Raw genomic sequence first — 22,316 nt, 5'->3', positions numbered from 1 at the left:
CAGCCCTTACCCGCTAAACCTTCATTTTCTCGATATTTTTGTAGCTGATGGCGATCGACTCCAGGGGGGGAAGTTTGCAGACGTCCTGTTCGACGAAGTAATGCGTCAGACCGGCGGTTTTCTGTGCATCGAAAATACGCTGGAAATCGATCGAGCCCGTTCCAACGGGGGCGAAAGCACGTTCGGGTGTTTTTTCCATGTCTTTGATGTGCCAGAGCGGGAACCGACCCGGGTGTTTTTTGAACAGCGCTACGGGGTCCTGCTTGGCAAAAGTTGCCCAGTACAGGTCGAGTTCGAGTTTAACCAGGTTTTTGTCGGTGCCATTCACCAGTACGTCGTACGGCAGTTTACCGTCCATTTCCTTAAACTCGAAGTCGTGGTTGTGGTAACAGAACTGAATCCCGGCAGCTTTACAAACCTCAGCCGATTTGTTGAAGAGGTCCGCAAATGCCTTATAGTCGTCCAGTTTCTTCCGTTCATCGGGAAACAGATACGCGCAGACCATGTATTTCTGCCCGATCGCAGCCGCATCGTCTACCGCCCGCTTCCAGTCGTTAGTCAGGGTTCCTTTGGTTTTGGGCATCGTTTTACCGGTCGTGTAGTGCCCGCTCGGTGCCGACAAGCCCAGGCTTTTCAGAAAATCGGCGTAGGCTTTCGGCGTTTTGCCAAAGAACTTACCATCCGAATAGCCGAATGATTCGACTTCTTTATAGCCTATCTGAGCCACTTTTTTAAGCGTGCCGTCGGGGTCTTTAGCCATCAGGTCGCGCAGGGTGTAGAGCTGCAGGCCCACTTTTTTGGGCGAGGCCGCAAAAGCATCCAGTTGCGGTAGAAAGGCGGCCGACGTGGCCAGAGCGCCAAGTTTAAGAAACTCTTTACGGGTAATCTTGGGGGAGTGATTCATAGAATGCATAGGTAGCTTCCTGGACAGCGGGCAACGTACCCGCGCCTGTAGTGGCTAAAGCCGGGGAACGATTCGGTATACTGTTCCCCTACCCGACAAGCCAGCGCAGGGTTTCGGCATTACGCACCGCATGGCCCCCGCCGTCGTTGTTAAAATAGACGAAGACCTCCTTTCCTGAACCTGCCCACTCGCGGATACGGTCGGCCCACCAGCGCAGGTCCGCATCCGAATAGGAGCCGCCGTACAGGTGTTCCGTATCGGGGCCGTGCATCCGCACGTACACAAACGGGGCCGTCGCGCGCAGAATGCAGGGCAACTGTGCGCCACTCATAATGCAGTAGGCTACCTGGCGCTGCTCGAGCAGCGTGAAAATGGCTTCGGTATGCCAGCTCGGATGACGGAACTCGACGGCCGTCTGCATCCAGGGCGGAATCTGATCCAGGAAATAACCCAGCCGGTCGTAGTCGTAGCTGTGATTGGGTGAAAGCTGCACCAGCAGCACGGCCCGCTTTTCGCGCAGTTCGTGCCAGCAGGTTTTAATACGCTCCATCCAGACCTCGGGGGCGTACAGTTTCTTGGCGTGGGTAAGTCCGCGGGGAGCCTTGACGGTGAGCCGAAACCCGTCGGGCAACCGTTGTCGCCAGCCGGCAAAGGTAGACTGCTTCGGCCAGCGGTAGAAACTGCTGTTCAGTTCGACGGTCTGAAACCGCTGCACGTAATAGCCCAGCCGGTCGTGAACGGGCGTGCCGGGCGGATACAGAACCCCCTGCCAATGGTCGTAGCTCCAGCCCGAGGTGCCAATGTGAATGCTCATACCTTACATGACTTCAGGCGAAGCCGATTGTTTGGAGAAGCAGCGGAACCTTACAGAATCAGGTAACCCACTGGGTTATTGTTACCGTAGCCGGGTGCTATCGTTGCTTACCAGCTCCGGCGTTTACCAACAGTTGTTCGATCCACTTCAGGGTTTGGGGGTGGGTTAAAATCGTTTCATGGGTAGTGCCCGGCAAAACAACAAACCGATCCTTAGCGGTTAAATAATTTTTTAGCGTATAGGCCGTACTGTGGACGTTGTCTGTGCTGATCACCACAACCGGATGCGGAGCCTGTTGCACGTCGGTTTCGGTAGGAAATACGAACCCATTTACCGAGGGAAACGGAAAATATACCAGATCCGTAAACCGATCACTGAAATCGCCACCAGCCGAAGCCGGATCGATCAGTAGCGTGCATCGGGGACGATTGGTAGCGGCCAGGTGAGCAGCGACCCGCCCCCCCAGTGAGTAGCCGCAAATAACGATCTTAGTCTTTGGATACCGATGCGTCAGGGAATCGTACACCGTTTGGGCGTCACTGTAGAAATTCGCCAGGCTGATGGGTCCTTTACTTTTACCGTGCTGCCGGTAGTCGGTAATCAGTATATCGTAGCCTGATCGAAGAAATGTAGGTGCCATAGCCCCCCAGTTGGCTAAGGTTCCCCCATTGCCCTTCCAGAAACAGACCACTCCTTTGGCTTCAGGAACTTTAAAGAGCAGGGCATTCAACAAACCTCCGTGCGGAGTTTGCACGGTCAACTCCTCGACCGGCGGAGGAAAGCTGTACCGGAATTCGTCCGGTAGTACCGTAGACCGATACCGGTTTGTCTGCTCATCTTTGCTGGCATACAGAAACAGATACACCCCACTATAAAGGATAAAGCCGATCGACAGCCCGATCCAGAGCCTTTTCCGCCATCTACGTTTTGGTACCATCTTAGCCCGAATTCGTTGGGGTCAAAGCTAAGCGATCGGACGTTAGGTTCGCTCTTAAGAAATGTTAACCTCCCTGGCCACAGATTGCCTTATGACACGCGTGTCTGTCCAGGAAAACAGTCAGTGGAGAGCCCCCTAAAAAAATCTGGCAGTACTTGCATCCTGATAATTTCTATTTAACTTTGAAACGCAAAGTACTTTTAAAAAAGACTATTCTTGAGCAGTATCAGGAACCCGGTTTGGTGCTTTGTGGACATTGCTATTATTTATGGTTTGTATAGGTCTGGTTTTAACCGGTTAAGCGTATAACCCATTATATTCATGAGAGAAGACATACTCGCCTATTTAAACGACCCCCGGCAGCTCGAAAAAATGTATCGACGCAACAAGGCTCCTTTTAAACGGGAGTTCAGCATGCTCTATCCGGACCTGAAGGGCAACCCACTCGCCGACTTCTGGAACGAACGGCTGGCCTACGAAAACGATGACATTCAGTGGGGCACCAGCCAGGAATTGGGCGTGGTCATCCTAGCAGCCCTGATGGCTGGTTTAGTGGCCAGATTACCGACATTTTTATCGATAAATCCTGAATATTTCTACCCCCGAAATATTGGTTTTATCCTTTTTCCGGCGCTGATGGCCTACTTTATCTGGAAAAACAACGTGGCAACCGGCAAGATCGCTCTGATCACGGGCCTAACCCTGGCGGGTTTACTGTTTATCAATTTCCTGCCCAATGCCCCCAAAAGCGACACCCTGATTCTATCCTGTATTCACCTTGTCCTGTTCCTTTGGTGTATTCTGGGCGTTGCTTTTATCGGTGAGGGCCAAATGAATGCCCTGAACCGGCTTAGTTATTTGCGGTACAATGGCGAGCTGATCGTTATGACTACCCTCATCCTGATCGCCGGTGGTATCATGACCGGGTTGACCATCGGGCTATTCGAGCTGATCGGTTTTCACATTCAAAAGTTCTACTTCGAAAACGTAGTCGTTTTTGGGCTGCCGGCCGCTCCCATCGTCGGTACCTATCTGACCCAAAGCAATCCAAAACTGGTCGGTAAAGTGTCGCCGGTGCTGGCCCGCATTTTCAGCCCGCTGGTGCTCGTTATGCTGGTCATTTACCTGGTGGCCATTATTTACTCGGGTAAAGACCCATATAACAACCGGGATTTTCTGTTGATCTTCAATGCCCTGCTCATCGGCGTGATGGCCATCATTTTCTTTTCCATTGCCGAAACGACCAAAGCGCCGAAAAGCAGGGGCGAAATCTGGGTTGTTTTTCTGCTCTCCGTCGTTACCATTCTCCTCAACGGTATTGCCCTATCGGCCATTCTGTTCCGGATTTCCGAGTGGGGAATCACCCCCAACCGAGCTGCCGTACTGGGAGGTAATGTGCTGATTTTAGTGAACCTGCTGCTGGTTACAGCGCAGCTTTTCAGCGTCCTCTTCCGCAAAGCGGACCTGACGACTGTCGGAAGAGCCATTGCTACCTACCTGCCCCTTTACGCTTTATGGACCATGATCGTGACGTTTCTGTTTCCGTTTCTCTTTGGGTTTAAGTAAGGCTTTTTTCGCTGTTTAGTCGGCCTGGGTGTATGATTTGTCTGGCAATCCTGCCGGCCGGTAATATCATCCCAATAAATGCCTATTTTTCGGCGACGCTCACGAAACCCTCCATGACCCGACACCTGTTCAACCGATTCGTTATGCTGTCCATCGGGCTCGCCCTGTCGATCAGCCTCTTCGGGCAGCCTCAGCCCAAACGGCGCGTGCTGGTATTGACCGATATCGAAGCCGACCCCGACGATTCGCAGTCATTAGTTCGGTTCCTTACCTACGCCAATCAATGGGATACCGAGGGACTCATCGCCACGACTTCCATTCATCAGAAAAGCCGGGTAGCGCCCGAAACCATTCACCAGATTCTGGACGCTTATGGGAAAATTCAACCGAATCTACTGAAACACGAGTCCGGCTACCCCACGGCTAGTCAGCTAAAAGCGGTCGTTAAAAAAGGATTGGCCGTCTATGGCATGGCTGGTGTAGGAGAAGGGCACGATTCGGAAGGATCGGACTGGATCATCAATCAATTGGACAAAGCCGACCCGCGCCCGCTTTGGGTTTCGGTCTGGGGCGGGCCCAACACCCTGGCCCAGGCATTGTGGAAAATCAAAAAGACCCGTTCGCCCCAGGAAGCCGAAAAAGCATACCGCAAACTGCGCGTCTACACCATTTCGGACCAGGATGATTCGGGACCGTGGATTCGCAAAACGTTTCCTGCTATTTTCTTCGTTTGCAGTCCGGGATACGGCTACGAGCAGGCTACCTGGCGGGGCATTAATATCACCAGCCCCGGCACCCATCCCGAATCGATCAGCAGCGATTGGCTGGCGCAACATATTCAGCAGGGTCACGGCCCGATGGGGGCACTTTATCCCGATGTCGCCTACGGCATGGAAGGTGACACACCCACCTACCTGGGGCTGATTCCGAACGGATTGAACGAGCCGGAACATCCGGACTACGGCGGCTGGGGCGGCCGCTACACCTTTTATCAGCCGACCTCACTGCCCCCGCGCGGTCGCTTTTCGCGACCGGACTTCCCGAAGGATGAGCTCGAAACCCGCCCGATCTGGACCAATGCGGCCGACTCACTCTACAGCAGTGCCCTGCCCCGCAAATCCTACATGGAACCCGCCGAGCCGCAGCCTCCCAGGAGTATCGAAACCACGATCTGGCGGTGGCGATCCGATTTTCAGAACGATTTTGCTGCCCGAATGGACTGGTGTATCAAACCGTATAATGACGTAAATCATCCCCCCCGGCCGGCTCTGGCTCATTCCGACCATCTGCGGGTAAAATCAGGCGAATTGTTTCATTTGAACGCAGCAGGCACCACCGATCCAGACGGCGATTCCATGAGCTACCTGTGGTTTCAGTATCCCGAAGCGGGAACCTTCCCGGGGCTGGTCAGTTTTCGCCCGTACGCAGCCAATTTATACGACCTGCCCGTAACGGCCCCAACGGTAGACAAACCCCAGACGATTCATTTTATCCTGCGCGTAACGGATAAGGGCAGCCCTGCGCTGAGCCGCTACAAACGAGTCATCGTCGAGGTGACGCCCAACTGATTCCCCCAACGATTGTCCATCGCTGGCGACCAGTTTATTTATCAAACGGATGCGTCCCGACCCCATCGCAGCACAGCCACAGGGTCGGGACGCATCCGTTTTTGTTTGACCTATTTCTTTTGCGAGGCCGTCATTTTTTTAGCCGATGCGGCTCCGGCGTAGCTGATCCGGAACAGCGTCCCGTTTAGGTCGTCCGTTACGTAGAGCGAGCCGTCGGGTCCCTGCGCCAGTCCACAGGGCCGGTGCTGAACCGGGCCCGTTGGTTTGAGCAGATCAATACCCGCAAAATTATCGGCGAAGATTTCCCAGGGGCCCGACGGTTTCCCGTTCTTAAACGGCACGAACCCGACCAGATACCCTTTGTGCAGCTCCTGCGACTGGGCATGAAAGGCGATGAACGCGCCGTTCCGGTAACGCTCCGGAAACGCAGTGCCGGTGTAGAACAACAGCGCATTAGGTCCCATGTGCGCCGGGAAAGCGGCCACCGGGTTGATGGCTTTTTCGCCCCCCGTCTTTTTTCCATCGCCACCGTACTCGGGCGCCATGATTTTCTTCTTCTGCTTTTGGTCGTAATAAATATATGGCCAGCCGGCATCGTCGCCCTGGTGTACCTCATACATGGTTTCGGCGGGCAGTTCGGCACTCTGCTGGGGCGTGTAATACTGGGGGTAGAAATCATCGAACTTTCCCCGACCGTGTTGCATGACAAACAGCGAGTTGGTTTTCGGGTTCCAGTCCAGCCCCACTACGTTTTTCAACCCTGTGGCAAACCGGGCGCCCTTCGAAAACGACTGGTCGGGCACGTTGGCTTTGAACCGCCAGATACCTGCCGCCGAATCCAGCAGCGGACAGGGCATCATGCCTTTTCCGGTACCAGCCACCCGGCACGCATCGTTATCGGACGCGATATTGACGTAAATATTATCCTGATTATCGACAGCAATCGATTTCGATTTATCCCGGTCGGTTTCCCGCAAACCCGACACCAGCTTTTCGGGCTGATCCGGATTAATAACTTCCTGTTTGTCGTTGAGTGGATAACGGAAGATGCTGTTGTTCGATGAGGCATACAGGTAACCATTCTTGATCAGAATGCCCGTTCCCGGATAATCGCCGAAGCCGACCCGTTCGTCGATGAGGCCATCGTTGTCGGTGTCGCGCAGGCGGTAGATGCCTTTCCCGTCTTTCAGCTTGGCCAGTTTTACGTAGATATCGCCGGTTTTACTAACGACAATATGGCGGGCAGCCCCCAGTTCCTGGGCCACAATGGTAGCCGAAAAGCCAGAAGGCAATTTTAAATCGGCGGGGGCAATCGCCTGTTTTGACTGATGAGTTGCTGATACCGGGGGCTTGCCTGGATTCGTTTCGCTAAAACCGTCGTGGATGACCAACAGAGCGAGCAGGCAGGCAAGGTGAATCGATTGTTTATTCATTGGTTGCTCAAAAAAGGGTATGTGTTCTCCCGCCCATAAAAGCGTTTCATTCGCCGTACATACTACTGATTCGGGCCGGTTCCGGCGTTCATATGACTTTTTTCTTCGTCCCAGGGATCAGGGACGAATTCACCGAAGATCCTTAGCCTTCTACTCATACACGGATGTATACTTGTGTAGCGGACTGATATCGCGGACTTCAGGCCGCTTTTCTGACAACGACCAAGCGGACTAAAGTCCGCGATACCTCAATCTTTTTTTGCCAGCCAGACCGTGCGCCCTCCGCACTCGGGGTCATCGACGGTGTGGCGTAGTACGGTAAACCCATGTTCATTCAAGATGGATCGGTAATCTGCCGCGTCGAGACTGGCGTGGTATACGACATGCCCGTTCATTTCCCCGTAGGCTACTCCATGTTCACTCCCGGAGTTGAATAGCACCACGCCCCCACTGCTGGTGTAGTGCGCAAAGGCATCCATCATCGAACGCTGGGCCTCGTGGTCGAGGTGAAAGAAGCTATCCCAGGCAATGACGGCATCGAACGTCCGGGAAAGGGACAGCGTCCGCATGTCGGCAACGAGCCACACCTGATCCGGGAACCGCTCCCGGCACCTGGCAATCATCTTCGACGAGCCATCGACGCCGGTCAGTTGACAACCCCGCTCGATCAGATAGCTGGCAATGGGTTCGCCGGTTCCGCAGCCCAGGTCCAGCACCGACGGGTTAGGCCGAATTTGATCGAGCAGCGCATCCAGCCACGGTTTTTCGAGCAGGGTTTTGGTTCGGTTCTGGTCGAACCAGTCAGCGATGGCTTCGTAGACTTCGCCAATTTGGTGATCGTCGGTACCCATTCGATGTTGATTCAGGTGGTTGGTTTTCTGATGACGAAAAAAGGCATCTGATTTTGCAGATGCCTTTTTCATGGATTGCTTCGATTAAACCAGTCCTTTCTTCATCGCCTTCACCGCATAGTCGACAGCGCGGGCCGAGAAGGCCATGTAGGTGAGCGACGGATTCTGCGTAGACGTCGAAGTCATACTGGCGCCATCCGTCACGAATACATTTTTCACGGCGTGCATCTGGTTCCATTTATTCAGGATAGACGTCTTCGGGTCTTTACCCATCCGGGCGCCCCCCATCTCGTGAATATCGAGGCCCGGATTGCGCTTGTCGTCGCGAACGCGGATGTTTTTAAAACCGGCTTCGGTAAACATCTCCGTCAGTTGCTCCTGATAGTCCTTCACCATCTTATCGTCGTTATCGTCGTATTCGATGGAAATTTTTAGCTGCGGTATCCCGAAGGGGTCTTTCAGGCTCTTGTCGAGCGCTACGTAATTCGTTTCTTTCGGAATCGTTTCGCCCATCATGTGCGAGCCGACGTACCAGCCGCCCAGTTTCGGGTTCAGCAGGCTGTCTTTCAGATCCGCACCAAGCCCACTCTGATCCGAATGCGACGAACGGCCGGCCGAAAAGCCGGCAGCATAACCCCGGAGGAAATTCGTTTCCTGCTTCAGCACGTTCCGGAAGCGAGGAATATACGGGCTGTTGGGTCGTCGGCCGTCGGTGGTCGAGTCGAGGTTACCGTCGTATTCGCCTGAGATACCAGCCCGGTAGTTGTGGAAGGCCACGTATTTGCCCAGTACCCCACTGTCGTTACCCAGCCCGTTCGGAAACCGGTGCGAGGTAGAGTTCAGCAGCACCAGGTTCGAGTTCAGCGCAGCCGCATTCAGGAAAATTACCCGGGCATAAAATTCCTGCATCTGTTTGGTGTTGGTATCGATTACCCGAACGCCCGTAGCCCGCCCTTTCTGCTCGTCGTAAATGATCGAATGCACGACGGAGTTGGGTCGCAGGGTCATTTTACCCGTTTTTGCCGCCCACGGAATGGTCGTGGAGTTGCTGCTGAAGTACCCACCGAATGGGCAACCCCGTTCGCAGATGGTACGATGCTGGCACTGCGCCCGCCCCTGCTGGTAATGAATCGGCTGGGGTTGGGTCAGGTGAGCCGCCCGGCCCATGATCACGTGCCGGTCTTTGTATTTAGCCGCTATTTTTTGCTGAAAATGTTTCTCGACGCAGTTCCACTCGTGCGGGGGCAGAAACTCACCGTCGGGCAGGGTTGCCAGGCCGTCTTTGTTGCCGGTAATCCCCGCAAATCGCTCCACGTAGCTGTACCAGGGTGCAATGTCGGCGTACCGGATCGGCCAGTCGACTGCATAGCCGTCGCGGGCAGGACCGCCGAAATCAAAATCGCTCCAGCGCTGCGTCTGACGTGCCCACATCAGCGATTTACCGCCGACCTGGTAGCCCCGAATCCAGTCGAACGGTTTTTCCTGCACGTACGGATGCTCGGCATCTTTCACGAAAAACTGTTCGGTGCCTTCGTAGAAGGCGTAACATTTACTGATGATCGGGTTGGCGTCACGCACTTCCCGTCGGAGCTGGTTGCGGTGTTCGAACTCCCACGGCTGCATGTTGGTCGTGGGATAGTCGGTTACGTGCCGGACGTCGCGGCCGCGTTCGAGAACGAGGGTCCGGAGCCCTTTACCGGTGAGTTCTTTAGCGGCCCATCCGCCACTGATGCCCGAGCCGATGACGATGGCATCGTAGGTATTTTGCGCCTGAGCGTCGATATTGAGGTAAGACATGAGAAAGTCGTCGATACTTACCAGTCGATAACCGAAAGTCGCCCGGTTACCGTACTGATAAAGATTAGTGGCTCTTAGCCTGCTTGTTAGAAACGGGAACGCAGCCGTGATAATGACCGGGAATGAACTGGTAATGGGTCAGGTTGGTCATCACGTACTCCGAGGTCATGTAGCCACGAATGGTCAACCCCTTCACCAGACCGTAGAAATCCTTCTGGGCAGGGTCCTGGGCCAGTTGGGTGAGCAGCGCCGTCCGCTGGGTCGCGTCGCCTTCGTGAAACGGCTTGTTAAACGCTTTCTGTGCCAGGCCATCGAGCGAATCCAGGCCATTTTTCAGCGAATCCTGCGCTTTTTTGTCGTAACAGTCCATGACCATTTTCTGAATGAACTGATGAACGTTCAGGGCTTTCGCACCGGGCGTATCGGTTGCCGGGATAATGGTTTCGGCCATATCCGCCAGCAGATCGGTCTGCCCTGCCGACAGCAGTTGCCGGGTCAGGCGGGTCGTTTCGGTTGTCCAGCCGTTGGCCCAGGCGGGCAGGCTGATGAGCCCGCCAACGGCACCGGCCATTGTTTTTAACGCATTACGTCTTTCCACAGGAGTACTTACTACAGTTCTGTTTATTCTGTCAAAGATACAAAACAAACGGGCACGAATCTGTACAGTACCCGGCAGATTTTGCCCCTATACTGTCAATTCTGGGGATTTCCCTAAGGCAGGAACAAACCCTATTATTTCTATAAAATTTATCTACTAAAAGGCGTATTTTTCGAACGTTCCCCTGTCGGCGGGCGTTATTTATCTAGCTGAATAACCCGTGGTTTTGCCACGCTGAGACGTACCGATTACTTTTTTCTGGTTCATCGATTCAATCCGCCCATCCGTCGATTCAATGCATTAAACTGCCGTTAAATCTCCCGCTCCGGCTGTCGGCGCTGCAACAATCGACTTCATCCGGTCGTACGATGAATAGTTAAGCAAGTCAATTACAACAAGCACAGATGAAAAATTACGTAAAGACTCTTCCGTTGAAAAACTTCGTCAGCCCGCTACAATTTCGCCTGACGACACTGAAATGGGTACTGATCGTCGGCTTCGTATCAACCCTGGCATCCTGTAAAAAAGCAGCCGATGTCGTTACCCCCCAAACGGGAATCACCACCAGTTCGAGCGGCAATCAGGCCATCAACGACTGGATTTTGGGAAATATGCGGGAAGTATATTACTGGAACGATAAGATTCCGGCTAACCCCGACACAACCCTCGCTCCCGACAAATTTTTCGATTCGTTACTGAACAAATACGACGCTACGACTAACCCGACCGGCGACCGGTTTTCCTGGATCGAAGACGCGTCTACGCTGAAAGCGGAACTGAGCGGTCAATCGACGACGACGGGCATGGAGTTTAACCTGTACCTGCGGGCGTCGGGCTCGACGGCGGTAATTGCGCAGGTCTTATACGTACTGCCGAACTCGCCCGCGCAACTGGCGGGGATTAAGCGCGGAGACATCATTACGAAAGTAAACGGGCAATCGATTACCACGACCAACTATTCTGACCTGTTGTTTTCGGGTACAACCTATACGTACGGATTTGCTTCCGTCAGCGGCTCGACCCTGATCGATACGGATAAAACGGTCAACGTAACCGCTACGACATTTCAGGAAAACCCGGTATTTCTGGATTCGGTCTATACTGTTGGTAGCAAAAAAGTGGGCTACCTGGTTTATAACCAGTTCGTTCCGGGGGCCAATGGCAGCAACACCAACGAATACGACGCACAGGTCGATGCGATCTTCAGTAATTTTAAAGCCCAGGGCGTCAATGAGCTGGTACTCGATCTGCGCTACAATCCGGGCGGATACACTTCGTCGTCGGCCAACCTGGCCAGCCTGATTGGCAAAGGCATCAGTTCGAGTAAGCTGTATTTCCGTGAGGAATGGAACAGTACGGTTACCCCCGAATTGCAGCAGGCATACGGATCGAGCTTTTTCATTCAGAACTTCCTGGATAAATCGCAGAACATCGGTACGAATCTTTCGCGGGTGTTCGTGCTGACCTCCGACCATACGGCGTCGGCCAGCGAACTGATTATCAACGGCCTGCGCCCCTACATGACTGTAACGACCATCGGAACGACAACCGTCGGCAAAAACGTTGGTTCCATTACCATCACCGACGATACCGGCAAGATTACCTGGGGGATGCAACCCATCGTTTTCCGCTCGTACAATAGCCTGGGGCAGTCGGACTACGCCACCGGATTTACCCCGAACGTCGAAGTCGACGAACCAATCAACCTTCTGCCTTTGGGTGATACGAACGAAGCCCTGCTGAACACGGCCCTGGGGCAGATTGCGGGTGGAACGGCGAACCTTCGGCAGCGTGCTGTGGCTGGAAACAAACTGCCGGCGCTGGGTTCTTCGCTACAGCGTAAGGCGGGTGGCTACTCGATGGTGCGGGCGCTTAAAAGCCTGAAATTGTAGAGATTAAATTTTGTTGGCTTTCCAACGACTACGTCACGAAGGGGGTCTTTGTGACGTAGTCGTTTCGTTTTAATCGCGATTGTTTCACAATTAGGGGTCGAATTAAGAATTTTTATGAATCCCCGGCGTTGGTAAGTAATGGGTGTTTGGTGTAATTTTGTCCGATGAATCGGACCAGCCGATGGCCCTGTTCTACCAGCCAATGCCGTTTTTTCAGCAATTCATAACGGCTTCGTCAGGAGTGGGGTTACCCTTACCGGCGTGGCAAACCTATCGTACTTAACTCAAATTGCTATACCTTTACGTTTCTATTCGTTCGTTTACGCTCTTTTTTCATGATTCATTTACCATTTCGATTTGGTTCGGCGAAAAACCCACAGCCGACATCTGTATCTGCTGAGCACTCTTTTTCTACCGCTCCTACGCATACAAAAAAGCAACAGCGCATCAACTGGGCTTTGGGCCTGATTTGCCTCGGCTGGAGTGGTTTGCTGATCGGCTGCGGTGGCTCGTCGACCGTTACGACCCTGGGCGACTGGACTGTAAAGTCGGAGTTTGAAGGCGTGGCCCGGTCGGGAGCATCGAGTTTCGTGATCAACAACATCGCTTATATGGGTACCGGACTGGATACTAAAAGCCAGTTGCTACAGGATTTCTGGGCTTACGATCCAGCAAAAAACGCCTGGACACAGAAAGCTAATTTTCCGGGACAGGCGCGTAACCTGGCGGTCGGTTTTTCGGTCGGCAACAAAGGCTACCTCGGAACCGGTAACAACGTCAACACCGACAAACTGAAAGACTTCTGGGAGTACGACCCAAGCACCGATAAATGGCGGGCTGTGGCGGATTTTGGCGGTACTGCCCGCACGAGTGCAACCGCATTTGCCATCAACAACAAAGGGTACGTAGCCTGCGGCAACGACGGCAACTACCTGAAAGACATGTGGGCGTTCGATCCGGCAGCCGGAGCTACCGGTACCTGGACTAAAGTAGCCAGCTACGGCGGTGCCAAGCGGGAAGGCGCGGTAGCTTTCGTGATCAACAACATGGCCTACATGGGCACGGGCAACAACAACGCCACTCCGCAGAAAGACTGGTACGTGTATGACCCGTCGCAGGATCTGTGGACCCAGAAGCTGGATTTCACCACCGACCAGTCGACTATTGCCCGCAGCTACGGCGTCGGCTTTGCCATCGACGGAAAAGGCTACATCACCCTGGGTTCGGCCACCAACTCGACGGTTGTCTGGCAATATGATCCAACCACCGATCTATGGACGTCGTTGGGTGTTTTCGAAGGGGCTACCCGGAATTACGCGGTGGCGTTTGCCATCAACGGAAAAGGGTACGTGACGACGGGAAGCAACGGCTCCTCCCGCTTCGACGACCTGTGGGACTTTAGCCCAACGGTTGAGCAAGTTATCGAATAAGCATGCACCAAACCCGGTCCCGATCAAACGCTCGTTCCATTCGCCTGATACTGGTTCTGATTCTGCTGGGTCTGGCTTCACTGACGGTTTACCAACTGTTTGGCCGACCGGAGTATCAGGTTCAGGTATTTTCTACCTCAACTGGTTGGGGCTACGACATTCTGAACCGTGGCAACGTAGTGATCCACCAGCCAACCATACCAGGCCAACCTGGTATGGTTGGTTTTACCAGTCAGAAGCAGGCCCGGCGGGTCGGTGAGTGGGTGGTCGAAAAAATACAAAAAACGAAGGCCCTGCCTACGCTTACGAGTGACGAACTACGCCAGTTAGGCGTACACATTCCCTGAATTCTTTTGCTTATGCGCACTTTCTGGTACGCCGGTTGGCTTTTGCTAACTGGTATCGTGCTGTTTGCCTGCCAAACGGGTGACCTCAACGTAGGTCAGTCGGTTATCAATCCGCAGGAATTGGTGATCCAATCGATCGACACCGTGACGATTCAGACCTCGACGGTACTGAAGGTCGACTCGTTTGCGACGTCGACGGATACCGATATAATGGTTGGTCGCTGGACGGATTCGCAAACCGGCACACTGACCGCGAAGGCCTTCGGTGCTCTCGATTTTTCGTCGAACCCTATTGGGGGGCAAACGAATCTGCGGCTGGATTCGCTCGTTTTCGAAATGAACTACTCGTTCGTATACGGCGATTCGACCTCGCTTTTCGACATGAGCATTTATCCGCTCAAAAAGGCCATCGTTCCTCAGGTATATTACAGCACCAATTCGCTCGATTACGATGCGACCCCCATGGCCCGCATGGTTGTTCAGCCGCGCCCGCTGAGCCGGGGCAGGCAGATCCGGTTCCGAATGTCTGACAATCTGGCGCAGGATTTCTACAATCGTCTGCTCACCAACCAGATCACCGATTATACGTCGCTGGGCCGATTTTTACCGGGCTTTGCGTTTGTCAGTAATTCGACCAACAATACTCTGGCGGGCTTCTCGGCCAGTACGACTCCTAGCGGCCTGACCCTGTATTACCATACGACCGACGATCCGCAAACCGCCCTGAACGTTAAATATCCCGTTACGTCGCTTCATTTCACGCAACTCCAGAACGACCGCAGCGGTACGGCCCTGAGTGCGCTGAAAGGCCGGTCCGACGCCGTGAACAGCCGACTGACGGACAACACCTCATTCATCGCGCTGGGATCTTTCCTGCAAACCCGGATTGAATTTCCGTATCTGGGCCAGTTTGCCTTACCGGATAAGTTTGCGGACGTTAACAAAGCGTTGTTGGTCATTAATACGACCCGGCGTTCGTTACGCGACAATGCCACGCCCCCATCACCCATTCAGCTGTTTCAGACTAACCGGTTGAATCAGGCCATTGCCGTCGTACCCGATGGTACCACCGGCATCATACAGTCCGGAGCCTCGTCGGCGGCAGCGGGTTATTTTGCCAATACCCAGGCCGAAATTTTTACCGATGCCTATACCTTCGACCTGACGTATTACATTGGGCAGATCCTTAAACGCAAAAGTTCGAATGAGCCATTGTTGCTGACTACTCTGACTCCCAGCTCGGGCCTGATGAAAGTACTGGCGCAACGAGTAGCACTGGGAAACGCGTATCGAACCGGTGACCAGATGCAATTGAAGCTTTTTCTGACCTCCGGTAGTTAACATCCGGTTTGACGAACGGTTTTCGAGCCGGCCTGTCGCATCAGGCCGGCTCTTTCTATGTGCACCTCCCCCGCCACAAAACCCGCCCCACACACGTATAGGTTATTATTCAGGCAAACGGGGCTAAAATGGCTATTTAGTGGCCTCCGGCGCTTAAAACGAGCTAATTTCTGGAGAATGCTCACCCTGGTGTTACACGCTGAATGTGTTAAAAGAGCTTAAAAACCACTAATGAACAAATCCTTTTCTTTCTGACTTCCTGATGCAGCAGTTGTACGTTACCCTATTACCCCGTGAAACAGCGGTTAAACTGAATACGCCAGCGCATGAAACGTACACCCCTGCACACCGACACAAACCGGCCGGCACCGGCTGCAAATCCAGGCCTTCAGGTTTTACTGGCCCAGTCGGGAGATGAGTTTTACGGCAGTCTCCAGCGCATCTGGAACAAGGTGGTTCAGTTAGAAGATATGGGAATCATTCAGCAGGAAAACGACAAGTTCATGTATGCGTACCGATTCGCCGAACTGGAACTGCAGCAGGCGTTTGCCAGTCAGGTTCCTGAAGGTCCAGGTTTAAGTACACGCTAATCCCACGGTATTGTCCTTTATGAAAACGTATCGGAATGAACACGTGCAGGTGCGTGTCGAATGCAGTATACATTTGCTGGAGCAGTCCTGGGTTGGGCTGCCCAGCAGTGACCATTTCCGGGATGCCTCGCTGGCTATACTGGCCCTGGCCAAACGGCACCAGATTAAACGATGGCAAGTCGATTTGCGGCAGTTACGCCTGTTCAACCCCGTAGACCTACATTGGTTCGTACAACACTGGCTCCCACAGGCCAGTGCTGGTTTAACCCCAACCGCCCAGGTTGCCATTATTCTCAACGATGTCAACCAGTTCGGCAAACTTGGCTCGGACCTGATCATCCGGGAGTCGATGGCGGTGAATCCGCACTTATCCTGTCGGTATTTTACCGGTCAGCAGGAAGCCAGTCGGTGGCTGTTACGACACTCACAGCCGACACCCCTATCTTCCTGAGCGCTTAGCCCGGTCCTGAGATCTATATGCAACGAATCTAGTCGTTCTGAGGTAAGCTGTCGATACATAGGGATTTAGTAGCCGATGGCATTTCAAGACTGATCAGGTCAGGAAGGCTACCCGAATGTGATACTATGGTTTGCATTTGCATTCTAACCATAGTATCACATTCGGGTAGCCTTCAGCCGGTATAGTGGCTGGATGCTACCCGGTTAAATAGTCGTTAACACGCGAACAATCGCAGTGGAGGCAGGTTTCTGCTTACAACACCCGACCGTGACTCGCTATACTGTAATGCGCTGTTCTGAGCCTGTTTTAATTGGCATATCACAAAATAATTAAACATTAGTACAACAATTAAGAAACTTTGGTTTATAATTAAACCTGCAAAGGTGGGAGAAGCACTGGTTTCTCCCCTTGTTGGTCCGCTATCATCAGGCAGTAATTTATCGGTGCGTATAGTTAAACCTTCGTCCAACTGTTATGATCCTACTTCAACCTATCTCCGCTCTGGCCGACCTTCCTGATCTGATTACGTCTTCCGGAAATCTGATGATCCGCCTGGTCCTGGACGTAGCGGCCGTTGGCATCCTGATCAGGCTGATTTACTACCGCATCTACCGGCGCTCGGACCTGTTTCTGATGTTCTTTGGATTCAACTTTGTCATTTTTCTGATCACTTATCTGCTCAATCACGTGCAGATGTCCATTGGGGCCGCCTTCGGGCTACTGGCGGTCTTCTCGATGCTGAGCTACCGAACCCAGGGTATACCCGCCAAAGACATGACGTATTTGTTTCTGGTGATTGCCATCGGGTTGATCACGGCCATTAGCCAGAGTGGCTGGTTACCGCTGATTCTTATTTACGGGCTGATCCTGACGATCGTGCAGTTACTGGAAGGCAATTATCTGTTTAAGCGGGAAGCGTCGAAATCGGTGCTTTACGACCGGATCGATCACATACGGCCCGACGAACAACCGGCGCTGCTGGCCGAACTTCAGTTGCGGATGGGTCTGCCCGTGCACCGGGTAGAAATTCAGCATATCGATTTTCGTAAGGAACAGGTCCAGCTGATTGTGTATTATCACCCCAACCTGGTCAGGGCAACTCAACCTACATCGCAACCGGCGCCTATTCCCCTTGAAAGTGCAGCCGATATGGCCCTGAGCCCTACGAACCCTCTTTAAAATCGTTAGTATAATTCCTGAATCAGTGTCAGCGGGTCCTTCAGTGGGTCTGCTGTTTTTTTTGCCTGTACGGCACGCCGGATGCCCAGCCGATCACAGCGATCGGAGGTTTGGAAACCTTCCCGAAATACAACCCATCTACGTGGATCGAACTGATTGAATGGCCATTTATTCCAGCCGCTGATTTTAAGTAAAAGTACGGAGTTCGGTACGCAACGAATTATGGCGATCTGGCGTACTAACGAATAATTACAGACCACACGGGTTGTTAGTAGAGGTCGACACGGAAACAATCACCGGAGCCCGCCGGTGGTCGGACGATACAAGAGCACAAAAACAAGGCTATCGTATTGGGCTGATGCGTAGGTAAACCCGCTTACGTTCTTTACCTGGAAAACAACCACTCGATGCGTTGACCCTAAACACGTGACGAGTAAGCGACAAATAATTTTTTAAAAGGACAGTACAATCTTTAGTCGTAACGAGTGAACGAGCAGGCGATTTAGAACGACTTATTTATGCGTACATCTACCTTCCGGACTATATTTTGGTTAGTAGCGTTGAGCCTGCCCCTGCCCCTCCTGGCGACTCACCAGGTGGGAGGCCATCTGGAGATGCAGGCGATTGGCGACGTGCCGGGTCATTATAGGATCGTTGTTACCAACTACCTCGAAGACGGCACCCAGGGCATTTCCCGGCAGGCCAGCACTGGAAACGTAGGTATTTTTCGACTCCGCGACAATGTCCAGATGACGACCTTCACTGTCCAGCAAACCGGGGTTAAAGCGCCGATCATCTACGCCAACGAGTTTTGTGCATCCCAGCGAAACCTGCACTTCGTGGTTTGGACCTACGAAGCTACGATTCAGCTGGCTCCCGCTTCCTACGCCGATCCGCAGGGGTATTACATTTCTTACCAGACCCGGAACCGTAACGCGGGCATCAACAACATCAATACGCCCGATCAGGTGGGGTTTACCTTCTACCTGGAATTTCCCGCTCTGCAGCAGAACGGTCAGCCAATTTCATATTCATCGCCCCATTTTGGTGCGGTCAATGGAGAGTACGTTTGCATCGGTGATCCGTTTACGTTCGCGTTCGGCGGCACGGATGCCGACGGCGACGAACTGCGGTATTCGATGGTAACGCCCCTCGACCAGAAAGGAACGGCGCGGGGCAATACCACAGCGGTTTCGCCGGGCCCCTATCCCGACATAAGCTGGCTACCAGGTTACAGCGCCACCAACGCCATGCCCGGTAGTCCGACCCTGAGTGTCAACGGGCAAACGGGCCAGTTATCCGTAACGGCGACCCAGCTAGGCCTCTTTGTCTTTGCCGTGAAGATCGAAGAATACCGGAACGGGGCGAAAATCGGAGAAGTTCGGCGCGACTTCCAGTTTCTGGTGATCGACTGCCCGCCCCAGACGACGACCAATCCATCGGTTCAGGTCATGAACCGGCCTCAACAGACGGTAACGACCCTCTGTCAGGGCGATGTGGCCGTTCTGCAGGCCACGGTCAACCCCGACTGGAATTACCAGTGGCGCCGGGACGGTGTCAACCTTACCGATGCCAGCCAGTCGTCGCTGACGGTCAGCGATGCGGGCCAGTATACAGTACTGGTTTCGCCTAAAGCTACCTGTAGCAAAGTAGGTACGTCGGAAGCGATTACGGTAAACGTCATCGGCAGGAAAGCATCCCTGACCAGCTCGGGGCATTTGTGCGCTCAGACTGGCACGATAACCCTGACCGCCAGTGCGGATACGGGCGTTACCTATAAATGGTATCAGGATAATCAGGCCTTGGTTACGCCAACGACACCAGCGCTTCAGACCACTCAGGCCGGCCGGTTCTGGGCAGTTCTTACCTACACCGCCGTAGGCTGCACCGTACACACGGATACCGCAACCCTGGTTCGGTCGGCCCCCGTTGTGGCAACCATTCAGTCGGCTTCGGGCCAGAACCGCATTTGCCCGCAGGATTCGCTGTTGCTCCAAAGCGGTGGCGGAGTCAACTATATCTGGCAGAAAAACGGAAAGGCGGTAACCTCCAGTACCGGTCCTCAATACCGCGCTCAAACCGCCGGCACCTATACCGTGGTTGCGGTGGATGCCGATGGCTGTGAGGGTACTTCGGCTCCCCTGGCTATTGTTCAGTTGGCCCCCATCAGCGTTACGCTCGACTCCATTCCGGATGTCTGTGGCCCCAACAATCCGACCTACACCCTGAAAGGCAGCCCACCGGGTGGCGACTACGGCGGTGTTGGCGTTACCAGCGGCATTTTCAGTCCCGAACAGGCGGGTGTAGGTACTCATTCGGTTACTTATACGGTAAAAGCCGCGCCCGAGTGTGCGGGCACCGTGGCGACCCGCCTGGCTATTGTTGCTCCCATTCCGACCATTCAGCTGGCCGACTCTATGACTACCTACAAGGGAAACACCTTTACACTGGACCCGGTCTATACCGGTAATCCAAATCAGTTTCTCTGGACTTCGGCGCAGTATTTAGACAATGCCAGGGCTGCGAATCCACAAATCACGGATATTCAGGACGACATCACGTATACCGTCGAGGTGAAAAATAGTTCGGGCTGTACGGTGAAAGATTCCATCCGGATCACGGTTTACGCCCGCGTGTGGGTGCCGGACGCGTTTTCGCCCAACGGCGATGGCATGAACGACGTTTGGGAACTACCGGGAATCGAAGCTTTTCCCGATGCGGTCGTAACCATTTTTAACCGGTGGGGCGAAATCATCTACTCGTCTGGAAAGGGATATGCTAACCCATTCGACGGCACCCTGAACGGGGTTTCGCTGCCGGGGGGTATCTATGCCTACACCGTCCGCACCGCTCCCAGCAAACCCGTCCTGAAGGGTAGCCTGGTCCTGATCCGATGACTTCGTTCAGGGAGTCAGCTTTTTCCGGCCGGGGCCCCAGATGGCCCGCCCCGGAAAGGTGTTGGTGTGCGCTCCGTCTCTCAGCACGAGTTTCCCGTTGATCAGCACATGCTGAACCCCGACCGCATACTGGAATGGATCGGCAAAGGTAGCTTTGTCGGCAATGGTGGCCGGATCGAAAATTACCACATCGGCATAATAGCCAGGCTGTAGTAACCCTCGGCGGGGCAGTTTGTGGTTGGTGGCCGGTAAGCTGGTCAGCCGACGTACGGCCTCTTCCAGCGGCATAACCTGTTCGTCGCGCACGTACTTGCCCAGTAGCCGGGCGAAATTGCCGAACGTGCGTGGGTGAACGACGCCAACTTCTTTGCGATCGACCGCCAGCGAGCCGGCATCCGAGCCGAAGGACACCCAGGGCTGGCTTATTCCTTTCTTTACGTTTTCTTCCGACATCAGAAAGTACGTGGTTTCGACCCGGCTTTTGTCCGCTACGATCAGATCCATGACGGTTTCGATCGGGTCCCGATGCCAGATGGCGGCAATCTGGCCGAGTGTTTTCCCGTTGTATTTCTTCAGCGAATCTACCTCGAAAGCGGTCAGCAGGATGTTGTTGGTCGAGCCAGCCAGCTGGTACATATTTTCCCAGTCGTTGTTTTTCTGCTGCACCTCGGCTTTCAGCTTCTGGCGAGTAACCGGGTCCTGCAGGCGTTTCCAACCTGCCATAAACCCGCCGTTGAACAGATAGGGCGGCAGACACGACGTCAGGCCAGTAGCCCCCGCTGTATACGTGTACATGTTGGCCGTTACGTTCTGTCCCTGCTGCCGGGCGTGGTCGATCAGGTCGATCGCCGACTGCATTTTAGGCCAGTTACGTTGCCCCGATGCTTTAAAGTGATAGAGTTCGACAGGTACGCTGGCGGCCCGCCCGATCTCAATCAGTTCCCTGACACCTTCTTCCAGCCGGTCGCCCTCACTGCGGATGTGGGCGATATATCGTCCACCGTAGCGACCCGCTTCCTGACAGAGCGCCACCAGTTCGTCGGTGTCGGCGAACGAGTTGGGTGGATAAATCAGCGCCGTTGTAATGCCCAGGGCCCCGGCTTCCATCTCCTGACGGACAATGGCGCGCATCTGGTTCAACTGAGCCGGAGTCGGCTTTACGTTCTCCTCGCCCAGAATACTCTGACGAACCTGAGCGGCCCCCAAGTACGAAGCGATGTTAGGCGTGATTCCCTTTTTCTGAAGGGTCGTCAGAAACCCAGCCAGGGTTGTCCAGGTACAGGTTTGTCCGTAGGGTTTCAGGTACGAGTTGACCTGCTGGCGCATGGCATCCGTCGGCACGGGTCCCCAGGAGTCTTCGCCGAACACTTCGGTGGTAATGCCCTGTTTGAGATCACTCATCGAGTGGCCATCCCGCAGCAGCTCGGCACCGGTATGCGACAGTACGTTGATAAATCCCGGCGCCACGGCCTTACCCTGCGCATTCAAAACCAGCGTTGCGGTGGCCGTTGAGAGCTTACCCACCGCCACGACCCGATCCCCCCGAATTCCTACATCATTCGGTTGGGGTGGTTTTCCGGAACCATCGTATACTAACCCGTTGCGGATCAGTATATCATACCGGCTGGTGACCGGTTTGGGGGGCTGGGCCCATCCGGGGCCGGTTATTGCCCAGGCGGCAACGACGAGTAGCGTAGGGTGCATAGAGTCAG

The 22,316-nt window shown here is 54.0% G+C and carries 18 protein-coding genes; 10 read left to right on the top strand and 8 right to left on the bottom strand.

Features of this window, described 5'->3' with window-relative positions:
• Window positions 1–13: 13 nt before the first annotated feature.
• From ACYVC2_RS25455 to ACYVC2_RS25445, 3 genes are all read right to left on the bottom strand, one after another.
• A complete protein-coding gene (locus tag ACYVC2_RS25455; protein ID WP_461107101.1) occupies window positions 14–904 on the bottom strand; it encodes a sugar phosphate isomerase/epimerase family protein in 891 nt (296 codons plus the stop codon).
• 88 nt (window positions 905–992) lie between these two features.
• Complete coding sequence (locus ACYVC2_RS25450; RefSeq protein WP_461107099.1) at window positions 993–1,718, bottom strand: DUF72 domain-containing protein; 726 nt, start codon at window positions 1,716–1,718, stop codon at window positions 993–995.
• Between the two features lie 97 nt (window positions 1,719–1,815).
• Window positions 1,816–2,655 carry an alpha/beta hydrolase gene (locus ACYVC2_RS25445; protein ID WP_461107097.1) on the bottom strand — a complete coding sequence of 280 codons (840 nt, stop codon included), beginning with the start codon at window positions 2,653–2,655 and terminating at the stop codon, window positions 1,816–1,818.
• 321 nt (window positions 2,656–2,976) lie between these two features.
• Here ACYVC2_RS25445 and ACYVC2_RS25440 point away from each other — a divergent pair, with 321 nt between their 5' ends.
• Window positions 2,977–4,221, top strand: coding sequence for a hypothetical protein (locus tag ACYVC2_RS25440; RefSeq protein ID WP_461107095.1), 1,245 nt, complete (start codon window positions 2,977–2,979; stop codon window positions 4,219–4,221).
• Window positions 4,222–4,253: 32 nt separating this feature from the next.
• Window positions 4,254–5,789: a DUF1593 domain-containing protein gene (locus ACYVC2_RS25435; RefSeq protein WP_461107093.1), complete on the top strand. Its 1,536-nt coding sequence runs from the start codon at window positions 4,254–4,256 to the stop codon at window positions 5,787–5,789.
• A gap of 110 nt (window positions 5,790–5,899) precedes the next feature.
• Here ACYVC2_RS25435 and ACYVC2_RS25430 read toward each other — a convergent pair whose 3' ends face one another.
• From ACYVC2_RS25430 to ACYVC2_RS25415, 4 genes are all read right to left on the bottom strand, one after another.
• A complete protein-coding gene (locus ACYVC2_RS25430) occupies window positions 5,900–7,222 on the bottom strand; it encodes a PQQ-dependent sugar dehydrogenase (RefSeq protein ID WP_461107091.1) in 1,323 nt (440 codons plus the stop codon).
• Window positions 7,223–7,470: 248 nt separating this feature from the next.
• Window positions 7,471–8,145: a class I SAM-dependent DNA methyltransferase gene (locus ACYVC2_RS25425; RefSeq protein ID WP_461107089.1), complete on the bottom strand. Its 675-nt coding sequence runs from the start codon at window positions 8,143–8,145 to the stop codon at window positions 7,471–7,473.
• 12 nt (window positions 8,146–8,157) lie between these two features.
• A complete protein-coding gene (locus ACYVC2_RS25420) occupies window positions 8,158–9,870 on the bottom strand; it encodes a GMC oxidoreductase (protein WP_461107087.1) in 1,713 nt (570 codons plus the stop codon).
• A gap of 64 nt (window positions 9,871–9,934) precedes the next feature.
• A complete protein-coding gene (locus ACYVC2_RS25415; protein WP_461107243.1) occupies window positions 9,935–10,441 on the bottom strand; it encodes a gluconate 2-dehydrogenase subunit 3 family protein in 507 nt (168 codons plus the stop codon).
• 431 nt (window positions 10,442–10,872) lie between these two features.
• Between ACYVC2_RS25415 and ACYVC2_RS25410 the strand changes: the two genes are divergently transcribed.
• The 8 genes from ACYVC2_RS25410 to ACYVC2_RS25375 all read left to right on the top strand — a co-directional run bounded on the left by ACYVC2_RS25410 (window position 10,873) and on the right by ACYVC2_RS25375 (window position 20,604).
• Complete coding sequence (locus ACYVC2_RS25410; protein ID WP_461107085.1) at window positions 10,873–12,360, top strand: S41 family peptidase; 1,488 nt, start codon at window positions 10,873–10,875, stop codon at window positions 12,358–12,360.
• Window positions 12,361–12,695: 335 nt separating this feature from the next.
• Window positions 12,696–13,790 (top strand): Kelch repeat-containing protein, encoded by a 1,095-nt coding sequence (locus ACYVC2_RS25405; RefSeq protein WP_461107083.1) that lies wholly within the window; start codon window positions 12,696–12,698, stop codon window positions 13,788–13,790.
• A gap of 2 nt (window positions 13,791–13,792) precedes the next feature.
• Window positions 13,793–14,137: a DUF4907 domain-containing protein gene (locus ACYVC2_RS25400; protein ID WP_461107081.1), complete on the top strand. Its 345-nt coding sequence runs from the start codon at window positions 13,793–13,795 to the stop codon at window positions 14,135–14,137.
• Window positions 14,138–14,149: 12 nt separating this feature from the next.
• Entirely contained in the window at window positions 14,150–15,478 is a 1,329-nt protein-coding gene (locus ACYVC2_RS25395) for a DUF4270 family protein (RefSeq protein WP_461107079.1), read from the top strand.
• 326 nt (window positions 15,479–15,804) lie between these two features.
• Window positions 15,805–16,068 carry a hypothetical protein gene (locus ACYVC2_RS25390; RefSeq protein ID WP_461107077.1) on the top strand — a complete coding sequence of 88 codons (264 nt, stop codon included), beginning with the start codon at window positions 15,805–15,807 and terminating at the stop codon, window positions 16,066–16,068.
• A gap of 19 nt (window positions 16,069–16,087) precedes the next feature.
• Complete coding sequence (locus ACYVC2_RS25385; protein ID WP_461107075.1) at window positions 16,088–16,519, top strand: hypothetical protein; 432 nt, start codon at window positions 16,088–16,090, stop codon at window positions 16,517–16,519.
• A 483-nt stretch (window positions 16,520–17,002) separates the two neighbouring features.
• Window positions 17,003–17,707, top strand: coding sequence for a DUF4956 domain-containing protein (locus tag ACYVC2_RS25380; protein ID WP_461107073.1), 705 nt, complete (start codon window positions 17,003–17,005; stop codon window positions 17,705–17,707).
• Between the two features lie 518 nt (window positions 17,708–18,225).
• Entirely contained in the window at window positions 18,226–20,604 is a 2,379-nt protein-coding gene (locus tag ACYVC2_RS25375; protein WP_461107071.1) for a gliding motility-associated C-terminal domain-containing protein, read from the top strand.
• Window positions 20,605–20,610: 6 nt separating this feature from the next.
• Here the strand turns inward: ACYVC2_RS25375 and ACYVC2_RS25370 are convergent, their stop codons facing one another.
• Window positions 20,611–22,308 (bottom strand): N-acyl-D-amino-acid deacylase family protein, encoded by a 1,698-nt coding sequence (locus tag ACYVC2_RS25370; protein ID WP_461107069.1) that lies wholly within the window; start codon window positions 22,306–22,308, stop codon window positions 20,611–20,613.
• Between the last annotated feature and the right edge of the window lie 8 nt (window positions 22,309–22,316).

The sequence above is a fragment of the Spirosoma koreense genome, from assembly GCF_054777875.1.
The sequence above is the reverse complement of the archived record's forward strand: the minus strand, read 5'-3'. Positions and strand labels throughout refer to the sequence as shown.